This window comes from Photobacterium rosenbergii (genome assembly GCF_033022775.1).
Taxonomy (GTDB): Bacteria; Pseudomonadota; Gammaproteobacteria; order Enterobacterales; family Vibrionaceae; genus Photobacterium; species Photobacterium rosenbergii_A.
The window spans coordinates 414,425-437,921 of the sequence record NZ_JAWJZI010000002.1 but is presented as its reverse complement, the minus strand read 5'-3'; the positions used below and the strand labels follow the sequence as shown (position 1 = coordinate 437,921).

14 protein-coding genes are annotated in these 23,497 nt (G+C 44.2%); 6 read left to right on the top strand and 8 right to left on the bottom strand.

What is annotated here, in order from left to right; genetic code table 11:
- Nucleotides 1–18: 18 nt before the first annotated feature.
- Together R2X38_RS06130 and R2X38_RS06125 are read right to left on the bottom strand one after the other, a co-directional pair.
- Entirely contained in the window at nucleotides 19–3,330 is a 3,312-nt protein-coding gene (locus tag R2X38_RS06130) for an Ig-like domain-containing protein (protein ID WP_317521295.1), read from the bottom strand.
- A 113-nt stretch (nucleotides 3,331–3,443) separates the two neighbouring features.
- Nucleotides 3,444–6,095 carry a glycosyl hydrolase family 18 protein gene (locus R2X38_RS06125; protein WP_317521294.1) on the bottom strand — a complete coding sequence of 884 codons (2,652 nt, stop codon included), beginning with the start codon at nucleotides 6,093–6,095 and terminating at the stop codon, nucleotides 3,444–3,446.
- A 516-nt stretch (nucleotides 6,096–6,611) separates the two neighbouring features.
- Between R2X38_RS06125 and R2X38_RS06120 the strand changes: the two genes are divergently transcribed.
- The 3 genes from R2X38_RS06120 to R2X38_RS06110 all read left to right on the top strand — a co-directional run bounded on the left by R2X38_RS06120 (nucleotide 6,612) and on the right by R2X38_RS06110 (nucleotide 14,796).
- Complete coding sequence (locus tag R2X38_RS06120) at nucleotides 6,612–10,097, top strand: ATP-binding protein (RefSeq protein WP_317521293.1); 3,486 nt, start codon at nucleotides 6,612–6,614, stop codon at nucleotides 10,095–10,097.
- The gene (locus R2X38_RS06115; RefSeq protein WP_317521292.1) at nucleotides 10,098–11,876 is read left to right on the top strand and encodes an EAL domain-containing protein; all 1,779 of its coding nucleotides are present in this window, start codon (nucleotides 10,098–10,100) and stop codon (nucleotides 11,874–11,876) included.
- Nucleotides 11,877–12,246: 370 nt separating this feature from the next.
- Nucleotides 12,247–14,796: an Ig-like domain-containing protein gene (locus tag R2X38_RS06110; protein WP_317521291.1), complete on the top strand. Its 2,550-nt coding sequence runs from the start codon at nucleotides 12,247–12,249 to the stop codon at nucleotides 14,794–14,796.
- Nucleotides 14,797–14,963: 167 nt separating this feature from the next.
- Here R2X38_RS06110 and R2X38_RS06105 read toward each other — a convergent pair whose 3' ends face one another.
- Nucleotides 14,964–15,587, bottom strand: a complete 624-nt coding sequence (locus R2X38_RS06105; protein ID WP_317521290.1) for a YoaK family protein — start codon at nucleotides 15,585–15,587, stop codon at nucleotides 14,964–14,966.
- 217 nt (nucleotides 15,588–15,804) lie between these two features.
- On the opposite strand from R2X38_RS06105, the gene R2X38_RS06100 reads away from it, so the two are divergent.
- Entirely contained in the window at nucleotides 15,805–16,620 is an 816-nt protein-coding gene (locus R2X38_RS06100; RefSeq protein WP_317521289.1) for a RecX family transcriptional regulator, read from the top strand.
- A gap of 122 nt (nucleotides 16,621–16,742) precedes the next feature.
- Here R2X38_RS06100 and R2X38_RS06095 read toward each other — a convergent pair whose 3' ends face one another.
- Together R2X38_RS06095 and R2X38_RS06090 are read right to left on the bottom strand one after the other, a co-directional pair.
- On the bottom strand, nucleotides 16,743–17,669 hold the full coding sequence (locus tag R2X38_RS06095) for a sodium-dependent bicarbonate transport family permease (RefSeq protein ID WP_317521288.1): 927 nt from the start codon (nucleotides 17,667–17,669) through the stop codon (nucleotides 16,743–16,745).
- Nucleotides 17,670–17,672: 3 nt separating this feature from the next.
- Nucleotides 17,673–17,918, bottom strand: coding sequence for a hypothetical protein (locus R2X38_RS06090; protein WP_317521287.1), 246 nt, complete (start codon nucleotides 17,916–17,918; stop codon nucleotides 17,673–17,675).
- Nucleotides 17,919–18,031: 113 nt separating this feature from the next.
- Here R2X38_RS06090 and R2X38_RS06085 point away from each other — a divergent pair, with 113 nt between their 5' ends.
- Together R2X38_RS06085 and R2X38_RS06080 are read left to right on the top strand one after the other, a co-directional pair.
- A complete protein-coding gene (locus R2X38_RS06085; RefSeq protein ID WP_317521286.1) occupies nucleotides 18,032–18,964 on the top strand; it encodes a LysR family transcriptional regulator in 933 nt (310 codons plus the stop codon).
- 149 nt (nucleotides 18,965–19,113) lie between these two features.
- On the top strand, nucleotides 19,114–19,830 hold the full coding sequence (locus tag R2X38_RS06080; RefSeq protein ID WP_317521285.1) for an SGNH/GDSL hydrolase family protein: 717 nt from the start codon (nucleotides 19,114–19,116) through the stop codon (nucleotides 19,828–19,830).
- Between the two features lie 154 nt (nucleotides 19,831–19,984).
- Here R2X38_RS06080 and R2X38_RS06075 read toward each other — a convergent pair whose 3' ends face one another.
- The 3 genes from R2X38_RS06075 to R2X38_RS06065 form a co-directional block, all read right to left on the bottom strand.
- On the bottom strand, nucleotides 19,985–21,313 hold the full coding sequence (locus R2X38_RS06075; protein ID WP_317521284.1) for an amidohydrolase family protein: 1,329 nt from the start codon (nucleotides 21,311–21,313) through the stop codon (nucleotides 19,985–19,987).
- Between the two features lie 541 nt (nucleotides 21,314–21,854).
- Nucleotides 21,855–22,925, bottom strand: coding sequence for an FUSC family protein (locus R2X38_RS06070; RefSeq protein ID WP_317521283.1), 1,071 nt, complete (start codon nucleotides 22,923–22,925; stop codon nucleotides 21,855–21,857).
- A 258-nt stretch (nucleotides 22,926–23,183) separates the two neighbouring features.
- Entirely contained in the window at nucleotides 23,184–23,366 is a 183-nt protein-coding gene (locus R2X38_RS06065) for a hypothetical protein (protein ID WP_317521282.1), read from the bottom strand.
- Nucleotides 23,367–23,497 lie beyond the last annotated feature (131 nt).

Sequence of the window (23,497 nt, the reverse complement as noted above, 5' to 3'; positions counted from 1 at the left end):
GTTTGTTAGTGGCGCTGTTTATTGCGGATTTAGACCTAATTTTTCCAACACTAGCTGGAAGTTGGCACGTCGTTCCTCAACGTTGTGAACAGGGCCGGTATCACACGTCAAATCAGGACAGCCACGGTTAACGATACCAGACACGTCATCGATAAACTGGGTACCTGTCATGCCACCTTCTACGTACTTTTTCAGCTCAGTGTGGTAGTTCCAGCCCGGGTAGTTACCACTCTCGTCAGGGTAACCCTGTACTGAAGTCACCCAGTAGAACAGGCCTGCAATCCACTTAATTTCCCTGTTTTCCTCAGAGCTACAAATCAGCCCTGGATTTGAACAGAAATCAAGCTCTGCGTAGAGCGGGTTGGCTGGTGGCGCTTCAACGGTTACCCCGTCAATTGTCTTACCAATCGTATCCGGATCAACATGCGAGCGCCCCATGTAGTGGTTCAGCGTACCGAAGTTTTGGCGGCCAGTGGTTTGGATAACGCCACGCCCCCACCAGCCACAGCCTTCAACACTTTCCTGGCTGCTACCATCCCAGATAAACTTACCTGCTTTTTGGCCTACGTAGACCTTACATTCGTCACGCTCCCAAACCTGCTTGGACGTATCGATAGATTCAGGTTCTTCGTTACAGTGGCCATTGTTCGTCCAGCGGCCCGCATGGCCGTTGACAAGTAGCCCACGATCTTCAAGTACTGCATCCGGAGCGGCAAACACCGGTGCCGGCGCGCCATACCATTTGGCATGGGTCAGTGCACTGACTTCCATCTTGCTGTCACGAGGACAAGAGTAAGCATGATCCCGGCCAGTAACTGGATTAACACCGTAATCGGCGTATTTCTGATCTAACTGACCACAACTGGCTGACATCGGGTAATCGGTCGGTGCGCCCCACCTTGTTTCAGACCAGTTGTTTTCGTCACAAGCATTATAGCGAATGGTCTCCTGCATACTCTGCGCTAGGAAGGCGGCAATCGCGACTTTGGCATACTTAATGTTTGTTTCATCATCGGCAGTATCATCAAGCAGCCAGAACGTGTTGCCCGCGACACCAATGTTGTGCATGGCATTCAGGCCATCGAGGAAGTCAGCCCACTTGTAGACAGTCGAAGGGATCCATTCGGATTGAGGCGTTTCGAAAAGGAAAGCTTCATTATCCATCACGTATTCTGCATCTGCCAACTCACGATTCAAGGCTTCGATACGTGTTAGCGGGCCTTCGTGAACATCATCGCCATTGTAGTAAAGTGGCACTTTAGCAGCTTGGTAACGCTCAATTTTGGCGCTTAAGTCGGCAGTATCCGTGTCAAACATAATAGCGAATACGTTGCTATATGCCGCTTTACGGATGTGGCTCTCGCCAATTTTATCCCCCATAAAATACGTTGCTGTCTGATCGGTTGGCATTGACGCTAATAACGCCGGTGTCTGAACATAGTCAGTCACTTGTTTTACATATTCCAGCGCATTGTGCCACTGTTCGCTGGTTAAAGCAGGCGTGGTACTTGGCTTGGTGAAAACAACAAAATCCGCTTTCGTCTCTGCTTGCGCGTCATAGAGCTCGAAGTTATACAAAAGTTCGGCGGTGTTACTCGATGCAGCATCCCATACCGACTGGCGTCCTGAATGGGTTTCATAGGCAAAATCGCCGATTGTTAGGGACCAACCGAATGTCGCTTCCGTAGCCAGCGTAGAAACAATTAGGTTATGAGCTTGTGCCCAGCCTTTCGCATCATTGCTAAGCGCATTGATATCGTCAATGTCAATTCGGCTACCTGTAATATCAACAGCTTCGGTCAAAGCTGCTTTAACGGCAATGGTATTTAACAATGCGCTTTTATCCGCGGCGATGTTATCCAATACATCACTGCTGATAATAATTGATGAAGCACCTGCATGCTCTGCTGCCCCGATCATAGTGACGAATGCAGTGGTTAGTTTTCCGAAATCAGACAGATCGTCGCTGTTGATGGTATTGACAGTCAATGTCGCCGGTGCAGCTGAAGATGGGCTCGCTGCCACAAACGTATTCGGCCAACCCTTCACCTCAAGCCTTACAGGATCCATTGGGTTCGGTAGCGAGAGAAGCGGCGCCGTACCGGGATCGGTACCATCACAGTTAAGGTGATGTTCCCATGAACCATCACTGCCGGGAACCGATTGCGTCCAGTAAATCGCAGAATATGCGATATTTTTGTGAACCATGATGTCACCGCCGGTTGCATGGTCACCACGCGTCCAGTCAGGATAAACATTGAAGTCTTCACAAAGATCACCAGGTGGCTCTACGGGCGGCGGCTCACTTGAATCGGTAACCGTTATTTGTACACTCGCTCTCGAGGAAAGGCTCTGTGCATCAGTCGCGATAGTTTCCAGTGTCACGCTGCCCACTTGCGAGGCATTCCAGTTACAGTCGAACTGTTCTGTTGTTGTCGCATCGAACTGGCAGATTTGTTTATTGTTGGCTTTCACGACAACCCGTGATAGATCATCGTCTGCATCTGTTGCATGAACTGAAATGGCAACTGTGTCATCTTTTTCAAATTCTGAACCATTTGCCGGGGTAATAAACCTAACCTCAGGCGCTGCATAGTCCTCGTCAGCTGCAATGGAAACCGTAACGGATTGCTGTACTACCTTCTGATTATCTTGATCAAAGACAATAACATTAACTTTGGCATCACCCAGCTCATTTGGCGTCCAAGCCTGTGAGTAAACCGTCTCACTGTGATCAATTGGCTGTTCGCCCAGTTTATTGCCGTTAGCCCAAAATTCAACTTTGGTTGCTAGCTCGCCTTCGACATGGGCTTGGATAACTGTTGCTTCATTGACATTCAGTCGCTGTCCATCCGTTGGGGATAGAATTGACAGTTCTGGTTCGCCGGGCTCTCCTGGCTCATCTGGGCAGTCTGTAATATCCCAGAACCATGAACCTGCGCTCGGCGTCTCCCACACACCCGGGCTATTTTTGGCAATAAAGCATTCACCATTGTAGGAAACCATATCGCCGTTATTCACTTGAGTTTGACCCGGCACAAAAGGAATAACGTTACCTGGGTTTTCTCCCGGGTTCTCACCAGGATTTTCTCCTGGGTTTTCACCATCATCTGAACATTCAGTCACATCCCAAAACCATGAAGATGCCGTTGGGGTTTCCCAAACTCCTGGGTTATTTTTAGCGATATAGCATTCCCCATTATAAGAAACCTTGTCGCCATTACTTACTTGCGTTTCACCCGGTACAAAAGGGATTGCAGTCGCCGCAAATAGCTGCCCGCTAAAAGCAGCACCTACTATCGCAGCAGTTATTAAATTTATCTTACGCATAAATTTACCTTTGTATTTATTACTTCCATATTAAATATTCAAATACATGACGTGTTAAATTAGGCCCTAGAATATCCAGGACCTAATTTAGTTATTTAGCCAACAAGTGTGTTTTATTCAGGACAATTGACCGGTTCCCAGAACCAGCTTGATGTTGTTGGAGTCTCCCACACGCCTGGATTATTTTGGGCTGCAAAGCACTGGTTTTGATATTTCACGATATCACCGTTTTCTACAGCAGTCTGACCCGCCACCCATTCGACAACATCACCCGGCTCTGGGCTTGGACCGGGCTCTGTACCTGGCTCTTCGCCACCACATTCACCATCTGTGACCAAACGCCATACGCCCCATTCACCAGTTGTTCCGGGTTCTTCACCTTCCGTCCACCACTGTGCTTCCCATACCTTACCGTTGTGAACAACCTCATCACCTTTCACGTAGGTTGCAGTTGAAGACCAGTTATCCTCACAACTTGGCGGGGGTGTTGGGGTCTCATCCTTACCGATTACCGTTACTTGAGTTGACGCGCTGGTATCGAGCTGGCCATCAGAAACCAAAACAGTGATCACTTCAGTGAGATCCACTTCAGTTTTTGGGGTTTTTAGGGTCAAGCGGCTGCTATTTTGCCCGCCTACCAAGGTAAAGCTGGCCGGATAATCCCACGAATAGGTCAAAGGCGCACCTTCCGGATCAATCGCCTGTGCCGTCAATGAGAATTCTGTATCAGAATCAACCGACAGCGTTTCCGGTAACGTGACTTCAGGCGGCAGGTTCTCAGGTTCCTCCGCTAGGTTAGTCACTTGAGTACTATCAGTGCCTGTTAAACCATCAGGATCCGTAACAGTCAGCGAGAAGGTGTAACTCGTGTCTTCCTCGACGGCAGGCACAAAAATAGTCGCTTTCGCGCGATCTGCATCAATGATTTCAACTGATTCGCCGCCAACTTGTGTCCACCGGTAAGTGATGGCTTCACCTTCAGGATCGTAAGAGGCAGAACCGTCTAGCATCACTTCAACAGGGCCATAGACTTGCTGATCCTTACCGGCATTGGCGACCGGCGGTTTGTCTGCAGGTGGCTGGCTATCGTCACCGTGGCCCAACGACTCATGCATTGCATTGAGAATATCACCGTCATCACCATCAATTTCCCAGGACATCAAACCGCCTAGGCCATTTTCTTTGACGTACTTGCCCTTCTCCATCACCGCGCGTTCATTGTCAAAGGTGATCAGCTCTTTTGTCTCAGGGTTCCACATATAGGAGGCTTTGGCCGCGTCATCCCAGCGTTCTTCCCAGCTTCCGCCGCTGCGGTTGGCCCGGATATCACGGTAATCAACAACACCGGATTCCCAAGTCCCCTGAATCACGCCCGTTGCCCGCCCGGACATTGGGTTGTCGTTGGTAAAGTCATGTACACCAGTCCAACCACGACCGTACTTAGGCACACCAGCAATAATGCGGTTACGATCAACACCCGTGCTGATCAAATGCTGCACACCTTCGTTCAGGTTGAAGTCATTCGGCACTTCGTGCTCAGGCTGGTAGATACCCGACTGGTGGCCAAGGTTTTCCAAGTCAAATGCGCCATACATGTCATAACTCATCACATAGATGTAGTCCATGTATTGCTGGGCTTCCTTGAAGTCAACCACACTGAGTTTGACCGACGAGGTATGGACGGCAGAAGAAAGCTCGAACTCTCTCCCCGTTTCTGCTTCCAGCTCATCCATCATCTGGCGCAATTCTCTCATCAAGGTGACGTATAGCTCACCATCTTCCGGCGATCCCAAGGTAGGATGGGCACCACCACCACCAGGGTATTCCCAGTCAATATCCACACCGTCGAAGAACTTCCAAGTTAACAAAAACTTACGTACAGACTCGACAAAGGTATGACGTTTAACCTCATCGTGCATGAAGTAAAACGGATCAGACAGCGTCCAGCCGCCGATGGATGGGACAATTTTTATATCTGGGTTGGCCTGCTTCATGGCCATCATCTGAGCAAAGTTACCTTTGTACGGGTCGCTCCACTCCGAAGCCCCTTCCTTAGGCATTTGCAATGCAGCCCATGCGTCATGCACCGCAACCGAGAAATCCGGTGTTCCCTTACAGGCGCGCTGCAATGCTTCGAAACTGCCAGGAATTTCCTTCACACTGTCGTTGATACCTTCCCCACCACAAATAGGAATGAAAGCATAAATAAAGTGAGTCAAGTTAGTGTGTGGAACACGATCAATTGGGTAGCTGCGTTCGTAATCAGACCATTCAACGTAGTAGGTTGATACGACACTGTTCGACTTGTTCTCGTACGGCTTGTTCTTTTCATAGAATTTCGCTTCAAGCGGCTCCATGTGCGAGCCATCAGTGTCGGCAACCACAATTTCTTTGGTCTCGGTACTACGCGTGCAACCATCATCGTTGCAGAGTTCGACATACATCTCGTAAATGCCGCCCTTTTTAATCTGGAAGGTCGCTTCTTTTGCCGTACCCGCACCACTCCACACTTCCTCGCCATCTAAATACACATGTGCAGAGGTGGCTGGATCGCCTGACCAGACATCCCAAGTGACTGTGACATCCACCGCCTCTTTTCGTTCTCCAACCAGTTCATTGTATGCAATTGCCGTTTGTGACACTTCAACCATTGCGTATTTGTGATCCCCCCAGCCAATGACAGGAACACCTGGTGCAGCGGCCAACGCAGAACCCGAAATAAGTCCACCGACAAGCAGGGCTAAGGGCGTTTTCCTTATCCTCATAATCTAACACTCCTAATGTAATTTATTGATTTTATATGACATTTGTTCAATACAATGCGCTATGAGATGTTATTATTGTCCGCTAAAAAAGACGGGACTGCCTTTAAGAATATTCCTACAAAACAGTGGATTAACCTTGATTATCCGGAACAAAAATCACAAATCTGCACGTTTTATTAGTAAACCATTATTTATTTAGAAACTTTATTGCTTGGTAAAACTAACTATTAAGCAGGCGGAAAGAGGGATTAAGCAGCAACACGAAGAATAGATAACCACTTACCTAAAGCGCATATCAATTCATAAAGAATTTAATTCAAGAAGGACATTCTTTCGGCCCGGATAACTATATTCCAGAAAAATTTTGACTAATTCATTCAACGAGAATGACTTAGAGGATAGGTAAGTCGCTGCTTATGGACACTGGGTGTATATGTAAGAATTATCTGACTATACGTATTTATTCGCTACTGGTATGATGATTTTGCTCATTTTCGGCAATCATTCAGCTCATTAATGAAAACAATAACATTTATACTGACTATAATTATTTCTTTTTTAATATGCAATAAGTTACAAGCTAACGATAACTTCAACAAAAAAGAAGAAACTCGGCTTAATCACCAGCAATCGACTTGGGTGTTTGGCTTTATTAATGCCTATAACCCTCCATATATGAACTCTCTATCGGGTAAAACGGTAGGGGTCGATTTTGATATCGTTAATGCCATTGCAGATCATCTTGGCTCTAAAATAGAGTATTTACCCTATAAAAGTCTCCGGGATCTTTCAAAGGCCCTTGAGACAGGCCGCGTTGATTTCGTACTTCAGGATCCCAGAAATCTTGACGGCGATTTTCCAAAATCCGAATTAATATATAAAGACCGTATAGCGGTTCTGGTAAATAATCACCTACATGGTGATATGCGTTATGCCTGTATTACAACTGAGTTCTACTGTAAAAATATCAAAAATGTAATAACAGGTATTGATCACCATAATAGTCTTAAATTAGTTGATGATGGATTTGTTTCTGGCATCGTTAGCACATACACAACTTTGCTGGATCGCACCTTCGAGAGTAATATATATGATAATATTAATTTAATTGAAGATGAAGTGTATAAAAATGGCTATTTGATAGCCTCAAGAAAAAAACAATCAGAACTAGCAGCTATTAATGATGCTATAGCACATTTCAAGAAAAATAACATTAGATGGACAGACAATAAAGCATTTTTGTTCACTCAGTTTTCAGAGAATATTAGAAGCAACTCTGTATTAAAAAAAACGCTACGCTATACTGTGGAAAGCGATGTCTACCCCGCTATTTATTTAGATACGACGACAAACACACCTAGAGGTTATGTCATTGATCTATTAGACTACATAGAAGAACGCACATCCATATCTTTTGAATATGTGCCGAATCCAAATGGAAGAAGTGATGCAGATTTATTGGAAGAAGGATTAATAGATTTTAGTCCTTATCAATCTGCAGATAAGGCCAAGTACTATTTCAAAAATAGTCACCTGACAAAACCGTACTATCATGCAAACTTTCTAATGATAGATGTTAAACACTCTCTGTCAGATACAACTGGCATATTGGCACGTACAAAGATCGCTGAACGCCACTTATCAAAACTCCTCCCAACAGATGAAAATGCCATTATATTTTCAAGCTTAGACGAACTATCTATCGCAATCACATCAGGTATGGTGAATAAAGTGTTTCTAAGTCGTGATGTGTTCAATCAGGACTTCATTATCACGGCTAATGAATACTTAATTATGAACAGTGTTGAGGAAGTACAGTCATTTCCAATCAGTATGGTATTTGATAATAACGTAATTGATGATTTTTACTTAGTGGATGCTTTTTTATCGACTATTACTCGATTCAAAATCAATGAATTCAAAAACCGATATGCTGGTTCACACTTCGTCTTCGGCTATGATGAAAAAATAACTTACTCATCGATTTTGGCTAGCATACTTTTATCTCTCTGCATCTGGTGGTTGTACAAAAAAAACAGCTCACGATTGCGAAACGATCTCGTCATTGAGCGCGCGCAGAATGAAAAAACAGATCAAGCTTTACAATGGTTTAGGTCTTTGCTGGAAGATCTTCCTGTTGGTTTATTATTAACCGATGAAAACGGTAAAGCACTCATTAGTAACCGGCTATACCGTGATGGTTACATCAATTTACATACTATCCATACGGACTTGGAAGATAAACATGGCGTCATCAAAGACGAAAAAGAAGGGCTAGCATTCCAATATTGTCGAATTCCATTTAATCATCCGGTCTCCAATGCTCCCGGCTATTTAATGGTGTGGAATGAAATTACTGAGTTAGAAGAGCAGAAAAAAGAGCTGACAGAATCCAGAATTATGGCTGAGCGTGCACTTGAAATGCGCAAGCAATTCACAGCTATGATTACTCATGAGCTAAGAACGCCAATATCAGGCATTCTAGGTTTTGTTGGCCTGCTAAAAAATCAGCATAAAGACTGCAAAGAATCGCTGACATTGTTGGATTCGCTTCATGACTCTGCGGTCAATTTGAATCAACATGTAAACGAAATCCTTGATTTATCAAAAAGTGAATCAGAACAATTAAAACTATATTTTGAGAATTGTAATTTATTAAAAGAAATAGACATGTTGTTTCAACAATATGAGACGGTTTGCAAGGAAAACAATCTATGTTTTAACATCTACTGGCACCCAACAAAATGGATATATGCTTACACAGATTGTAGACGTGTCATTCAAATTATTTCGAATCTCCTGTCAAACGCGGTGAAATTTACAGATACTGGCGGCATTAATGTATGGGTTAACATCAATCAAAACCAATTAAAAGTTTCAATTGTTGATTCGGGAATTGGGATGTCACAAGCGGATATTTTGAATATCTATCAGCCATACACCCAAGCAGATTCGTCTATTTCCAGAAAGTATAACGGAACCGGGCTTGGCATGACGATCGTTAAAAATATTATCGATATGTTAAATGGGACTATTACGATAGAATCAGAAGTTGAACGTGGTACCCAAATAGACATTGAAGTGCCGATGGAAACCTCTGTCGTTAATTGCTCGCAAATCAGAAAAATGAAGACCAATTTTAATGCCATAAATGATTGGTTAAATTGCTTCAATGCCTATGATGAGAGCATTCCTGTCACAGTGTTACATGACGATCAAATACAATCGCTTCTCACCTATCCCAGCGAGATATTCTGTATGGTAAATGCATGTTGTGAACATTCGCCAAAGTCAACTGAACAACAGGTAATGGACGGTCATATACTTGTTGTTGATGATAGTCCAATTAACCGACTGCTATTAGAAAAGCAAGTTGAGCTATTTGGCCTCAACGTTCAAACAGCCTCTAGTGGAGCTGAAGCCCTAAGGTATATTAAAAAGTCAGAAATAAAATTTGATTTGGTTCTGACTGACTGTCGTATGCCTAATTTATCAGGATATGAACTTGTAAAAAAAATCCGTGAACTAAACACCGGAGAAAACTTACCCATCATTGGGTGCACAGCTGAAGTCACGGATGAAGCTAAAAATTTAGCGTTCGAATCAGGTATGAACGAAATCCTATTTAAACCTTATGAGCTGAATGAACTCTTCGAAGCTTTAGCTAATTACCTCAAACCGAGGAAGAAATTCAGCCACACTAAAGAGCTCGATCTGATTAAGGGGTTCGAACCAAGAAAACATAAAGAAATACTGCCCATTGTAATAGAAACATACAGAGAAGATATCGATAGCCTTAGACGAGATGTTCAGGATACTGGCGATATCATTCATCGTATAAAAGGCTCTGCTAGCCTGCTTGGTATGCATGAGTTCGCATCATATCTATCAACATTACAGGCGAAAAAAGAAATTGACGTAGACGATACGGAGGTCGTGATCAGCATGTTGGAACAAGTGATCACGCTGTGCGATAACACAACAGTTTGCGGGGTAGAGTAAATGAAAGTACTGATTGTTGAGGATGACCGCATTCAAGCTTCAAAATTAAAGCTAGACCTGATGAGCTTAGGCGCCGAAGAAGTACTTATCGCTGCCAACTGTTTGTCAGCGATGAAATTGTGCGACCAATACAATTTCAATTTAATTTTTTGTGACATTCAGCTTCCTGATCATGATGGTATTTATCTGCTCAGCAAAATTGCAGATAAATGCTATAAATCCCATGTTGTCATTATCAGCGCTGGCAATTCCCGCCTACTGTCGCACATTGAGAGAATTGGCAGCCTGCTTGCCTTCAAGCAAGTCACTCGTATTGATAAACCTTATGATATTAATGCACTGAATTCACTCATCAAAAACACCACCTGTAAAGCAAAGCGCAAGAAGGATAAGTGTTCTTACAATCAGCAACTTGAATTTACCGAACGCGAAATCCTGGAAGCCATAGAAAACAAACATATCTTTGTACACTACCAGCCCCAGATTGACATCAATACGGGGTCTATCGTGGGGTTAGAAGCTCTTGCAAGATGGGATCATCCGGATTATGGCGTTGTAACCGCCAACCAGTTTGTCAATGCTCTGTGCGAGGGCCAGACTCATGTTCGCTTGTTTCAGACCATCCTTGAAAAGTCACTGGTAGCGCTACAGGCTTTACCTGAATCCATGCAGCTATCCATTAATATCACTGATAGGGATATACAATGGAGCGGTCTGTACGACTCAATATACCAGACTTGCGCGCTGCACAACTTTGCCCCTAACCGGCTCAAACTTGAACTTTCTGAGAATCATCTGTATCAAGCCGATGTTTTTTCATTGCTGACTCTATCGAGGCTCAAACTTATCGGAGTGAAACTCTCCATTGACGATCTGGGTTTAGGCTACTCATCGCTGATTAAATTGACCCAGATCCCAATCGATGAAATCAAGATCAACAGGAACCTGATACAAAATGTTGAAACCGATTTTCAAAAATCAACAATCGTACAGTTGATTTTTAACCTTGCGCAGAAAATGCAATTAACCTGTGTTGCTGAGGGTATTGAAAAATCCGAAACCTTGCACTACTTGAAATCACTGGGAATTTCAATTTTCCAGGGATACTTGATCGGTAAACCATTACCGATAAACGATATTACTGCTATGATTTCCAGGCAATTTGTTACGGATGCCCCTGCTCCTATACACTGCCTGATCGTTGATGATCATCCAATTATTGGTGCAGCTTTATGTCAATCATTTAAATTACATAACCAGGTGCAAAGCGTTGCCAGCGCTAAGAACATCCTGCAAGCATTAAATTATATTCGTGATAACCAGTGTAACTTATTGCTAATTGATATTAACCTTCGGGGAGAAAGCGGCTTCGAATTGATTAGTCAAGCAAGAGAGAAAGGCTTCCAGGGTAAAGTGATATTTATGTCTTCGGGTGATAAACCAAACTATCCATTTTTATCGCTAGAAAAGGGCGGTATTGGTTTCATAGATAAAGGCGTTGATGTGAATTGTCTGGTACAACAAGTCATTCAGTTAGCGACAAGTCACACTCAATCTGTGGATCCCACCGTGGCACCATCACAAAAGAAGAGAAGTTCCATGCAGTCACTATCAAAAAGAGAACATGAGGTGTTGGATAGCCTGATGTCGGGTCACTCCAATAAAAGTATCGCGAATACCCTTTCACTCAGTGAAAAAACGGTCAGCACATATAAATCTCGAATTTTTGACAAATTAGGGGTCAACTCACTCATAGAAATATCGAAAATGTATTTCTGATTTATACTGACAGCATGCAACTCACATTCAATTAAAATGCAGCGTATTTATCATACGCTATTATACTTGGGGGGCTTTCGCCTCCCTATCGGTAAATTAGTAAAAATAATAATATATTATCGAAAGCCATAAATTCATTTACACTAAAAATGGTTACTATTCCATTTCAATTTTTATAAAAATTCACTCGAATAACAGCTTGAAATTTTTGGGAGCAGATCACAACTATAAAAATACATTAAATTAAATATAAAAAATACTTTCATTAGATAATTTACATCATAAAATATGTAAAAATGCATATTAATATTATCTATGAACTAACAATTTAAAAAGAAAACAGCACCCCTACCTTAATAAAGGAATACTTATGAAAAAAATACCCTTAGTGGGCATAATCACTACCTTGTTATCACCTCATGCTTTTGCCGGCGGCATTGACTGTTCCGGGCTAGCAATATGGAATAGCGGAGCAGTTTATAATGAGAATGATACTGTTCAGCACCTTGACCACGCCTATGAAGCAAACTGGTGGTCAAAAGGCAGTGCACCCGACCAATTTTCTGGCCAATGGCAAGAATGGACACTTCTTGGCCAGTGCGAAACAGGCGAGCCACAGCCGCCTAAGATCACCATCACCTCCCCTCAAGACGGCGGCCAGTTTGTTCTCGATAAACCCATTTTGTTGGCAGCCCAAGCAAGCAGCCAAAATTCGGAGATTAAAGAAGTCGAGTTTTTGGTTAATGGCGATTCCGTAGCAATTATCCCGCAAGCACCGTTTTCGACAGAATGGACCCCAGGCCAACTCGGACAATCCGTGGTCACTGTAAAAGCAACCAATATTGATAACATGACGGAGTCGAGCCAGGTCTCTGTGATCATTGTCGACAGTGACATTTCGCTGCCGCCGGTTGTCACCCTGACCGCCCCGGGTGATGACAGTGAATTCGAAGAAGGTGACATTGTCACTTTATCGGCCGATGCCAGTAGCGAGCACGCCAGTATCGATCGGGTTGAATTTTACTTGAACGATACTCCTATAGGCAGCGACACCAGCGCCCCTTACGAGTACCGCTGGGCATCAACAGCAGGCAGCCATGCCGTTTATGCGCAGGCCATTGATAGCAACCAGCAGAGCACCAAAACGGAATCTATCAGCATTACCGTCAACGGTAAGCAACCTGGCGGCAGTTGTAAGGATCTCCCGGCCTATACCGAAGGTGCAAGCTATACTCAAGGTCAGCTTGTCACCAACATTGATAACCAATACAGCTGCCAAATTCCAGGCTGGTGTAGCGGCGCCGCCTGGGCTTATGCGCCGGGCGAAGGTTCGCACTGGCAGGATGCCTGGAAGCACGAAGGGGAATGTGGTTCTGCACCCGAGCTAAGCTTCTCATCTCCCGGTGCAGGTGAAACCCTGCTTGCCGGCATACCGACAGAACTCAGTGTTAGCACAAAGGCAGGTGAATTCGCTATTGCCAAGGTTCAGTTCTTTGCTGATAACCAACTGATTGGTGATGGTATTGTCGATGGTACGCACTACCAGCTGGAGTGGACACCTGTAAACACTGGCAGTATTACACTCAAGGCAGTAGCCACAGATACTGACAACGGCGAGGGTGAAACGACTCAACAGGTAACAGTTACCGACCAAGCGCTGGTTGTGGATCTGACTAAGCCAACGGCTGGCTCACGCTTTAGTCTCGGTACACCCGTTGAAATGGTCGCGGATGCAAAATCCTTCCAATCAGATATCAACCGCGTTGAGTTTCTGGTCAATGGTAAAGTCGTTGCTACTGCAGAGCATGCACCATACATCGTAAACTGGGTATCAGAAGCGGCAGGCGATTATCAAGTTCAGGCAAAAGCCGTCGATAATAGCGGGGGTGAAGAGTTCTCAAGCGCTGTACCATTTAGTGTCACGCTTTCAACTGAAAACAACCATAAGCTCGTCGGTTATTGGCACAACTTCGTCAATGGTTCGGTTTGCCCTATGAACCTGAGCGACATTCCAACCGAATGGGATGTCATTGATATCGCATTCGCCGACACCAACCATGCCGCGCCGGGTACCAACTACTTCAACCTATTCTCTGGTGATGGTGGCTGTGCCGCAATTGAGGCTGATCGCTTCAAGCAAGATATCCAAGCCTTGCAAGCAGATGGACGTAAAGTGGTCTTGTCGCTTGGTGGTGCCGAAGGGACCATTATCCTGAACGACGATGCCTCAGAGCAGGCGTTCGTAGACAGCTTGACTGCCATTATCCAAGAATGGGGCTTTGATGGTCTAGACGTTGACTACGAAAGTGGCTCTGGCCTGGTAAACGGCTCGGAGATCCAGAAGCGTCTACCGCGAGCATTGCGAAGTATCCAAGACAAGCTAGGCAGGGATCTTTACCTCACCATGGCACCAGAACATCCTTATGTTCAGGGCGGCTACGTCAGTATTGCTGATGGCACCGTGTGGGGAGCGTACTTGCCGGTCATCGACGCAACCCGTGATATGCTGGACTTATTGCATGTCCAACTCTATAACAACGGTGGTTTGGAGCACCCATACGGTGGCACGGCCCCTGCTGGCTCAGTCGATATGATAGTTGCCGCCCAAAAGATGCTCGTGGAAGGCTTCCAGACCGCCCATGGTACTGGCCCGAACTTCGAACCACTTCGTGATGATCAAGTGTCCATCGGCTTGCCTTCGGGTGCAAAAGCGGCAGGTAGCGGCCAAGCAACTATCGAAGATACCAACAAGGCCCTTGACTGTTTGGTGCTGGGGACAAATTGCGGCTCCGTTGTTCCCTCTGAGCGGTACGATAACTTCGGTGGTGTGATGTTCTGGTCAATCAACTGGGACGAATACTATAATCGAGCCTACTCGAAAGGCGTAGGTGCTAAATTAAGCGAGCTGAACCAGCACTAATGACCAACTAGAACGCCCCCACGACTATTCGTCTCGTAATATTGAAGCCAGTCGAAAGCTACCTTGTGGTAGCTTTCTTTTTCTTGATTATTTCTCCAAGAAGTGACAATTTGATACGGCATACCGCTGATCTACCAAGGCGTTACTTTTCGCTATCAATGCGGAATCTAGGTCGTTTTTTGCCTGCGTAACATCAACATGTAGCCAATACTGGCACACAGGACAATGGTTGCCGGTAATAATAATGCGACCATACCCACAATATTGAGCACCTTAGCACCAACAAATGCGCCGGCGCTAAAAGCGAGCAAAATGCTTCCCTGCATGACGAGCTGAGGTAAATTCAAGGCTCGCCGGCTAATCATATGCCCCAAAGCCGCCCCCAAATCAGAGACGATTCCGGTAAGGTGGGTAGTACGGATAACCGACCCACTGTAGGTTGCAATCATTGCATTCTGGAGACCACACGCAAATGACGCGAGCAATTCACCCGTCATTTTATGATGGTAAAAATAATACGTAGCAGCATACAGCACCACCGCCTCGATAAACAACGCAGTACCATAACTACGACCGAGCCTGAGCGCCTCGTTGTGGATAATCATCCCAGATGTAACGGCACCTAGAAAGAAACAGCCGACAATACTCAACAAATAAAAAGATGCATGATGATTCACAACAGTCAGCGCGCTCATTGCTTGGGTAATTGTACCGGTAACATGCGAGACAGCATTATTGGTAAACGTAAGCAAAGCCATCGCGTTAATTGCACCAGCACTAAATGCCAGCATAATCGCTCCTAGTAATATCCAAGTCGGAATACGAGTGACCATAAGTTAAACCAAGCGAAGTAGAAAAATAAAAGCTCGGGATTCTAGCACGAAACAGACGTTATTGCTCTGCGTATATGAATTTAAACGCCTTGATTTGCATACGGCTCCTTTGTTATAACCCTTCCCAAACTGTTTTGGCATAAAACAGACAGCAGATATTGAATATCAGGAATTTATGACCTCCGAGCAGCCTCCGAAAAGATACATCGATAACAGAAAGCACTCTTCCCCACAGCCAGCTGGCCCTAAACCCGCGCAAAAGGTCGAGGATGTCTACGAATATGCCATCTGGTGGTTGAACCAACGTGGCTATTCCGTAATGAAACTAAAAGAAAAGCTGACCAAGAAAACCACCAACTCCGAGTGGGTCAATCAAGTCATCAGCCGCTTGCTAGAACTCGGTTATCTCAATGACCAACGCTATGCTGAAACCTACGTCAACTCGCGCTGCCGCTCTTATGGTCCTGTTAAACTGGCACAAAAGCTCAGGCTACAAGGTGTGAGCCAAGACGATATCAATAATGCTCTACAGACTATCGAAGAATCCGAACTAGAAGTATTGATCACCCGGACCATCAACAAATACGCTGGCAAAAAGAGTGCAAGGGACATCAGCTTACGCTTGCAACAAGAAGGGATCAGCACAGCCAAAACTCAAGCCATCATGGCGCAATCATTGGACTTAGAACACGAGCTGAAGTTGGCAGAAAGATTGGTAAACAAACACAGCAAAAAAATGGGTCGAGCGGGACTGATTCAAAAGTTACGCAGCGAAGGGATCAGTCAGGAAGCGATTGAACAGACACTATCAGGCGATGAAAGCGAACAACAAGAAAATGAAGATCAGCAAAAGGCGCTTGCCAATCTCAACAAGAAGTATAAATCCCCTATCGTCGATTTTGCCGAGAAGAAGAAGGCTACCGCTTTCTTGGTCCGAAAAGGCTTTAGCTTTGCAGATGCCAACTACGCCCTTGAACATCACTTGGAATAAGCATCGCTCAGAAGACTCACCACCAAACGTAAAAAAGGGAGCAAAACGCTCGTTCGCTCCCTGAAGTTCATTATATTTCAACCGTAACACCAAAGGTGAACTTTACGAGTTAGAGTGTTTATTTACGCCTGTATGTACTGCCCTAACGCGATAAAGAACGGCACTCCCAGCAAAACATTAAATGGGAAAGTTATGCCTAGGGCTGCGGTTATCGACATCCCCGCATTGGCTTCCGGCAAGCTTTCTTTCATAGCTGCTGGAACTGCGATATAAGAAGCACTCGCCCCCAAAATAGCCATTAACGCAATCCCGCCAGCACTGAACCCGAGCGTATACCCAAGGCCCGTCCCAGCGATACCGCCTATCATCGGCATCAATATGGCAAAGCTAACCAAGAACAGGCTGTTCTTCTTGAGCGCAGATAACTGCTCACCCGCCACCAGGCCCATTTTCAGCAGGAACAATGCCAACACGCCCGAGAACAGCTCAATGAAAAACGGCGACAGTTTTTGCACACTTGGCCCGCCGAAATAGCCGATCAGTAAGCTGCCGACCATCAGCAGAATACTCTGGTTGGCCACCAGCTCTTTTTTGATAAATTCGGCATTGATGAGCTTCAAGCTCCCCTTGGCAAGTATCAAACCAACCAAAATTGCTGGCATTTCCAACAAGACCACAAACAGCGGGAAATAGGCTTCATAGTTGATGTTGTTAGCCTCGAGCAAGGCCACAGCAACAGCATAGGTCGCGACACTGACTGAGCCGTAATGGGCAGCAACAGCACCGGCATTGATTCGGTCCAACTGGCCAAAGTAACGCAGTAATGGATAGGCTATTAGCGGCAACAACAAGCCAAAAGCAATGACCGCAATAGACATAGTAATCAGGCTTGGGTCGATATGTTTCTGTAGCGCGATGCCCCCTTTGAGGCCAATCGCCACCATTAGAAACATACTCAAGGTCTTATAGAGCCCCTCGGGAAAAGAAACCTTTGCGCCCAGAAGTTGGCACACAATTCCCAGGACAAAAAAAGCGACGACTGCATCCATAACTTACTGCTTCCCTGAACCTTGAGCTGGTAGTGCTTGACCTCGGAGCACATGTCCAGGCATTCCAGAAATTTGTTTTCCATCCCTGTTTTCGGCAGATTTGAAGGCGGTCAACAAAGTAAAACCAGCCAAACCCGCAGCCAAGATAACAAACCCCAACAATCCTTGACCAAACGTTGAACTCAAGCTGTAAAACAAGACCAACAGCGCGCTGGTTAGTAGTGGCAAAGCGTAATTTCTTATCTTCATTGTGACCTCCATCGAAATTGATGAAATCTTAACGCCAGCTTAAAATAGATAAAAATAGATAATAACTATATTATGATTAGACAAAAATCTAATCATCATTATTGGAGAATCTCATGTCGTCAAGGCTCCATGCCCATATCGGGACCTTCCGCCAATTGGAAATTCTATTGGCTGTCTTTGAACAAGGGAGCATCAAATCAGCGTCTGAAGCCTTGTTCCTTACCCAACCTACGGTGTCAATGCAGTTGAAAAAGCTATCCGAAGCCATTGGTTTGCCGCTGTACCAACAAGTGGGGAGGAAGCTCAAGTTCACAGATGCTGGCTTGGCAACAGTGGCAACGGCAAAGAAAATTCTGCAAAACTGTGAAGAGTTAGACATGCAGCTTTCCAGCCTAAGGGGGCTTAAATCGGGCACCTTAAGACTCGCCTGTGTCACAACAGCAAAGTACTTTATTCCTCATTTGCTTGGCCCCTTCTGCGAACATTACCCTGGAATTGATATCCAATTTACCATTGCCAACCGGCAACAAATCATCGACCGTCTGGAACAGGGCTTGGATGACTTTTACGTATTCAGCCATCTGCCTGAAGGGCTGGATCTCGATGTGATTGAGTTTATGTCCAATGACCTGGTTGCCATTGCCGAAGCCGACCACCCTCTTGCCAGTCAGCCATCGGTATCTCTAGAAGAACTCTGCCAACAAGATTTCCTTATCAGGGAGCACGGCTCGGGCACACGTTATGCTATCGAAGGATTTTTCAATGAACAGCAATGCACCCCCAACATCAAAATGACTATCGCCAGCAACGAGGCTATCATTCACTCGGTCCTGTCACGGCTTGGCGTTTCAATTCTGTCGGCCCATACCCTTGCCTTTGGTGAGGTTTATGGTGTGAAAACACTCAATGTCGAGGGGTTACCTATCCAGTCCAAGTGGTCATTCTCATGGACAAAAGCAGAGAGCTTATCCCCTATCGCCCAGGTATTTCTGAGCTATGTGGAAACCGAAGGCCGGGAGGTAATGAAAAAAGCGGTTCAGTTTTAATATAACTAGGCAGCCACGTCGTATCTCAACCGGCATAAAACGCCCAACGAGATTGGAAGACCTTTCTCTTACTTCTGAGCCTGCAGCCTTAGCCAATTGGAGCTACGCTTAACCCTAAAATGGTAGGAAGAAGCAACAGAGAGTTCCCCATGCTGCATCAGCTTATCCTGATATTGATGGGCCCAATTTTTTGGGTGCAAGGTAAGTATGTCCGCAAATCTATTCCTTACCTCGAGGAAGCGGAAGGGCCTCGACATGGCCGATGTGGGCAGGGTAAAAAGCCGCTAAGAGTCTTACTAATTGGTGACTCAGCCGCTGCCGGTGTTGGTGCCAAATGCCAGTCCCAAGCTCTATCTGGCCAGCTTACTTCTACGTTGGGAAAGCAATTTAGAGTCGAATGGCAGTTAATAGCTAAAACGGGTAATACTACCAAGCAGGTCCTTCAGTCTGCGTTGTTACATCCCAAGCAGATGTATGATGTCGTGGTGATCTCTGCAGGGGTCAATGACGTAACCAAACCGACCAGTGCAACGAAGTGGATTCAGCACCAACAGACTCTTACTAATACACTAAGAAGTCATTTTTCTTGCCAACACATCATCCTCAATGAGATACCACCGATGGAGGTCTTTCCGTCCCTCCCCCATCCATTACGTTGGTATCTAGGCAGCAAAGCCAAGGCTTTCAACCGGAAACTGGCAAAATGGGTAGACACTCAACCAGATTGTGAACTGGTCAACATAGGGGGACCACTTGATGTTGTCCATATGGCAGTTGATGGTTTCCACCCCGGCCCACAAATTTACCAGCAATGGGGGCGAGCGGTAGCAAAACTCATTGAGGCACGGTGGTCCTCACACCGATAAAAATCATTCGTTGTGCCACACGATCCCCACAACAACATTAAGTTCGAGTAGGACATGGGCAGGGGAAAACCATTACAACATGTTAGTCCCCCCCCTGAACAACCTTGCTTGATTTTATAGTCCAGCACGTGCAAGTTAAAGATTGGGGCCGGAACTAAAGCGTGTTCTTATAGACAACACCGTCTTTCATAATCAATTTAAAGTTAACTTCAGGGTCGCCCATTAATTCTAAATTTTCCATTGGGTTGCCATCGATAATGAGTAAATCAGCATAGGCACCCTCTACAATTCTACCTAGAGGGCCTTCTTGGTAAGGGTGCCGCTCTCCACTTAGCTCTAACAAACGAGCATTATCGGAAGTGGCCATCTTAAGCACTTCATAGTTTGTAAACCAAGTACCCATCCTTACCAAAAGTGTGCTTTGTTGTTTTGCTTTTGTAGCGTCTAATAGTTGATCTGTACCAAACGCGACATTAACTCCAATCTCCTTTGCACGCTTGTATAAAGTATTCACCGCGTCTGTCACTTGTTTGTATTTTTTTGCACTTATAGGGCTAGCCCATTGCATGTCTTCTTCGAACATAGCTTGAGGACTCAACCATGCGCCTTTTTCCTTCATCAACTTAAGGGTGTCATCAGAAGCAAAAAAACCATGCTCAATTGACATAACTCCTGCTTCTACAGAAGTTCGAATACCTTTATCCGTCATGACATGGGCGATAACGTAAGTGTTGTAATTTTTTGCCTCTTCTACCACGGCTTTAATTTCGTCGACAGAATATTCACTCACATCCAACGGGTCATATTGGGATGACACTCCCCCACCAGTTGTGATTTTAATTTGACTAGCGCCATATTTTAAAATTTCACGGGTACGTTTGCGAACCTCAGGGACACCATCCGCAACCATTGCCATCATGTTTTTTTCCCAATAGCTTAACTCTGAATCATTGTTTCGAGGGTTTTCAACATAGACATTGTGAAAATCCGCATGACCTGAAGTTTGACTCATGAAGGGACCCGAAGGTAATATTCGATGACCCGGATACTCCCCTGAATCAATCAGCTTTTTGATTGAAAAAGGGTTTCCGCCCGGATCACGTACAGTAGTGAAACCTCGCATAAGCGTTTCCTCGGCCCCCTTCATGCTACGAATTGCAACTTCAGACATATCTCCCGCATTCATCATTAGAACTCTAGCTGGCGTGTAAGCATAGGTAGTATGCCAATGCGCATCAATAAGACCAGGCATTAAAAATTTGCCTTGAGCATCTATTACATCTGCTTTTTCATGAACCAACCCTGTGCCTATTGTCTTAATTAAGTTATTTTCAACCAAAACATCGACACCCATGTGTAGATCTTTTTTCTCCCCATCAAAGACGTTAGCGTTTTTGATCAGTATTATCTTGTTTTCAGCAAAACTGAAAGAAGCTGTTGTTAGAAGCAGTGATAACAGCAGTAAATTTACTAAGCTTTTCATTAAACTACCTCAAATTAAGCACCATTGGCGTTAGTCAAAACAAAAAATAGTATACCGTTTATTGTTATAGACTAAAAAACCTTCTCATACCCACTTTCAATATAATGTTACATTTTAATTTCAATTATATGTGTCAATTCATACGATTTTCATTTTTTGTTATAATGGGTTCTGTCTAAAAGTATGACACCTTAAGTTGAAACTTGCGTAATCATCATTACTCATTCTGAATCCATTATTTCACAAAGCAGGAATGAAAGATCACAAGCATCATGACCGCCAGAGTTTTCACCTTTTTTGTCGCGCATGTCACTTCGAAAGAGTTTTACTCCTACATTTCAGACACTTAATCCAACTCTAACTAAATATTGGCCGTAACTACCAGAGATCAAGATACCTGTAGCGCATAGTGCGCCAACTACCGATTGTGGGTTTGGTGCTATAGTTTTTCTTTGATGAGAAGTATGTTCTTTTTCAGTAAATTATTTCCTCTTATATACCCATGTGGAAATGTCGAACTTATAACCTTTAATTGAAGTAATTAGTTATCCTGAGAAAGATGAAGAGAGAGCATTAATAATTTTCTCAAAGTTGATAAATCCTCAAGAAGGTTGATATTCAACCAAAAGTAACCATTAACACTGCTTTTTTCCACACTAAATTCAGAATTGTGATTTTTGAAAGTATTTATCGCTTTCTCAATTTTTAAGCGGGAACCATCAACATTCCCCGTTTCCATCATGTTAGCTAAGCACCGAAATTCCTGCTCAATGGCTTGATGACATTCTAACAATGAATCTGACCAAAGCATATTTAGGTGAGAATCATGGTCGCTCCAAAATGTACTGTTCAGAAGTTCTAAAGAGTAAACAATATTACGCAACTTCACCTGTATCGAATCTAGCAGTTGATTGCTTAGTTTTGACTCCCGTACGGAAGGTGCAATTAAGTTGCTTAGTGCCATGACATCTTTCATTACATTATGTTGATAACTTACTATGTTAGGCTGTTCAATGATATTACGTGAATGAGATATGCAGTGGACTTTAGCAAAGTTTCGTAAAATATTAGTGATCCGTAATCTCCAGTGAATATAAGCCCTTTGAGGATAAATAAAGCAATAAAATACCGCTAATATGCACCCTGCGGCAACATCTTGAACACGTAACAATGCTAACGATAAATTTTGCTCAGCAACGCCTATCACCACTGACAAGGTAATTCCAATCACAAGCCCCGCATAAGCACGTTTCCCCAGTGCAAAATAGCCACAAATAAACATCGCAACCGCACACCAAATGTACATGAGAGATAACGACCAATGGCTGATTAACAATGCAATTACACCAAAGAAAGCACCTAAGGCTGTCCCAATTAAACGGTTTATAGCTTTGACTTGTACGTTACCAAGATATGAAATGCTACCCATAATGACAACGATCGTCGTCAATATCCATGATCCTTCAGGCAACTGGAAGTAATTAATGCCTAACATAGTTACAATAAAAGCAAGGGAGACCCTTATACCATGAACTACACGATAATGATTAAAAATCATGCTTTCCAACTTGGAAATTGGCTTATGTAAATTCATTTCTAAGTTCTTGTTCATTATTCACTCTTTTATATAACCTTGATGACCAACGAGCCTCTGCATTTTTTCGTAGACAATGAGGAACCCACGTTATTTTAATAACCCCGTTTTCAGGTGATAATGACAATATTAATGGAAAGGTGTAGCAGTGAGATCCAACTACGGAAAGTCATCGATTTATAATTTATATCCCCCTGATATCGATTAACTGTCAATACTTTCTAATATAACGCCCGTTGAATTTCATCGGGCGTATTATATTGTGTCTTTACCTTGCTAGCGAAGCAGCTCTAGGCTTGCCCTTTCGCACATTACCTGGGCAAACTCGGTCCCTTGCCTAATTTCAACTTCCCTAACCAATTCGGTTAATAGCACTTCAAGGTCTTCTACACCCTCACCGCAGTCCGAATTTTCCATGTAAGTTGCGATACTGTTTTTAGCCTCATGCTTTTTACACATAGTTTTATTCCTTTAATATGATTCCCAGTCACCTACATCTTAATTTTCAGCCTGCATTGTTCAATTGCTTCAGCTCACAAAACTTTTTTCAAAAACAAAATTAAACAATTTAAAATCATGAGCTTATATTT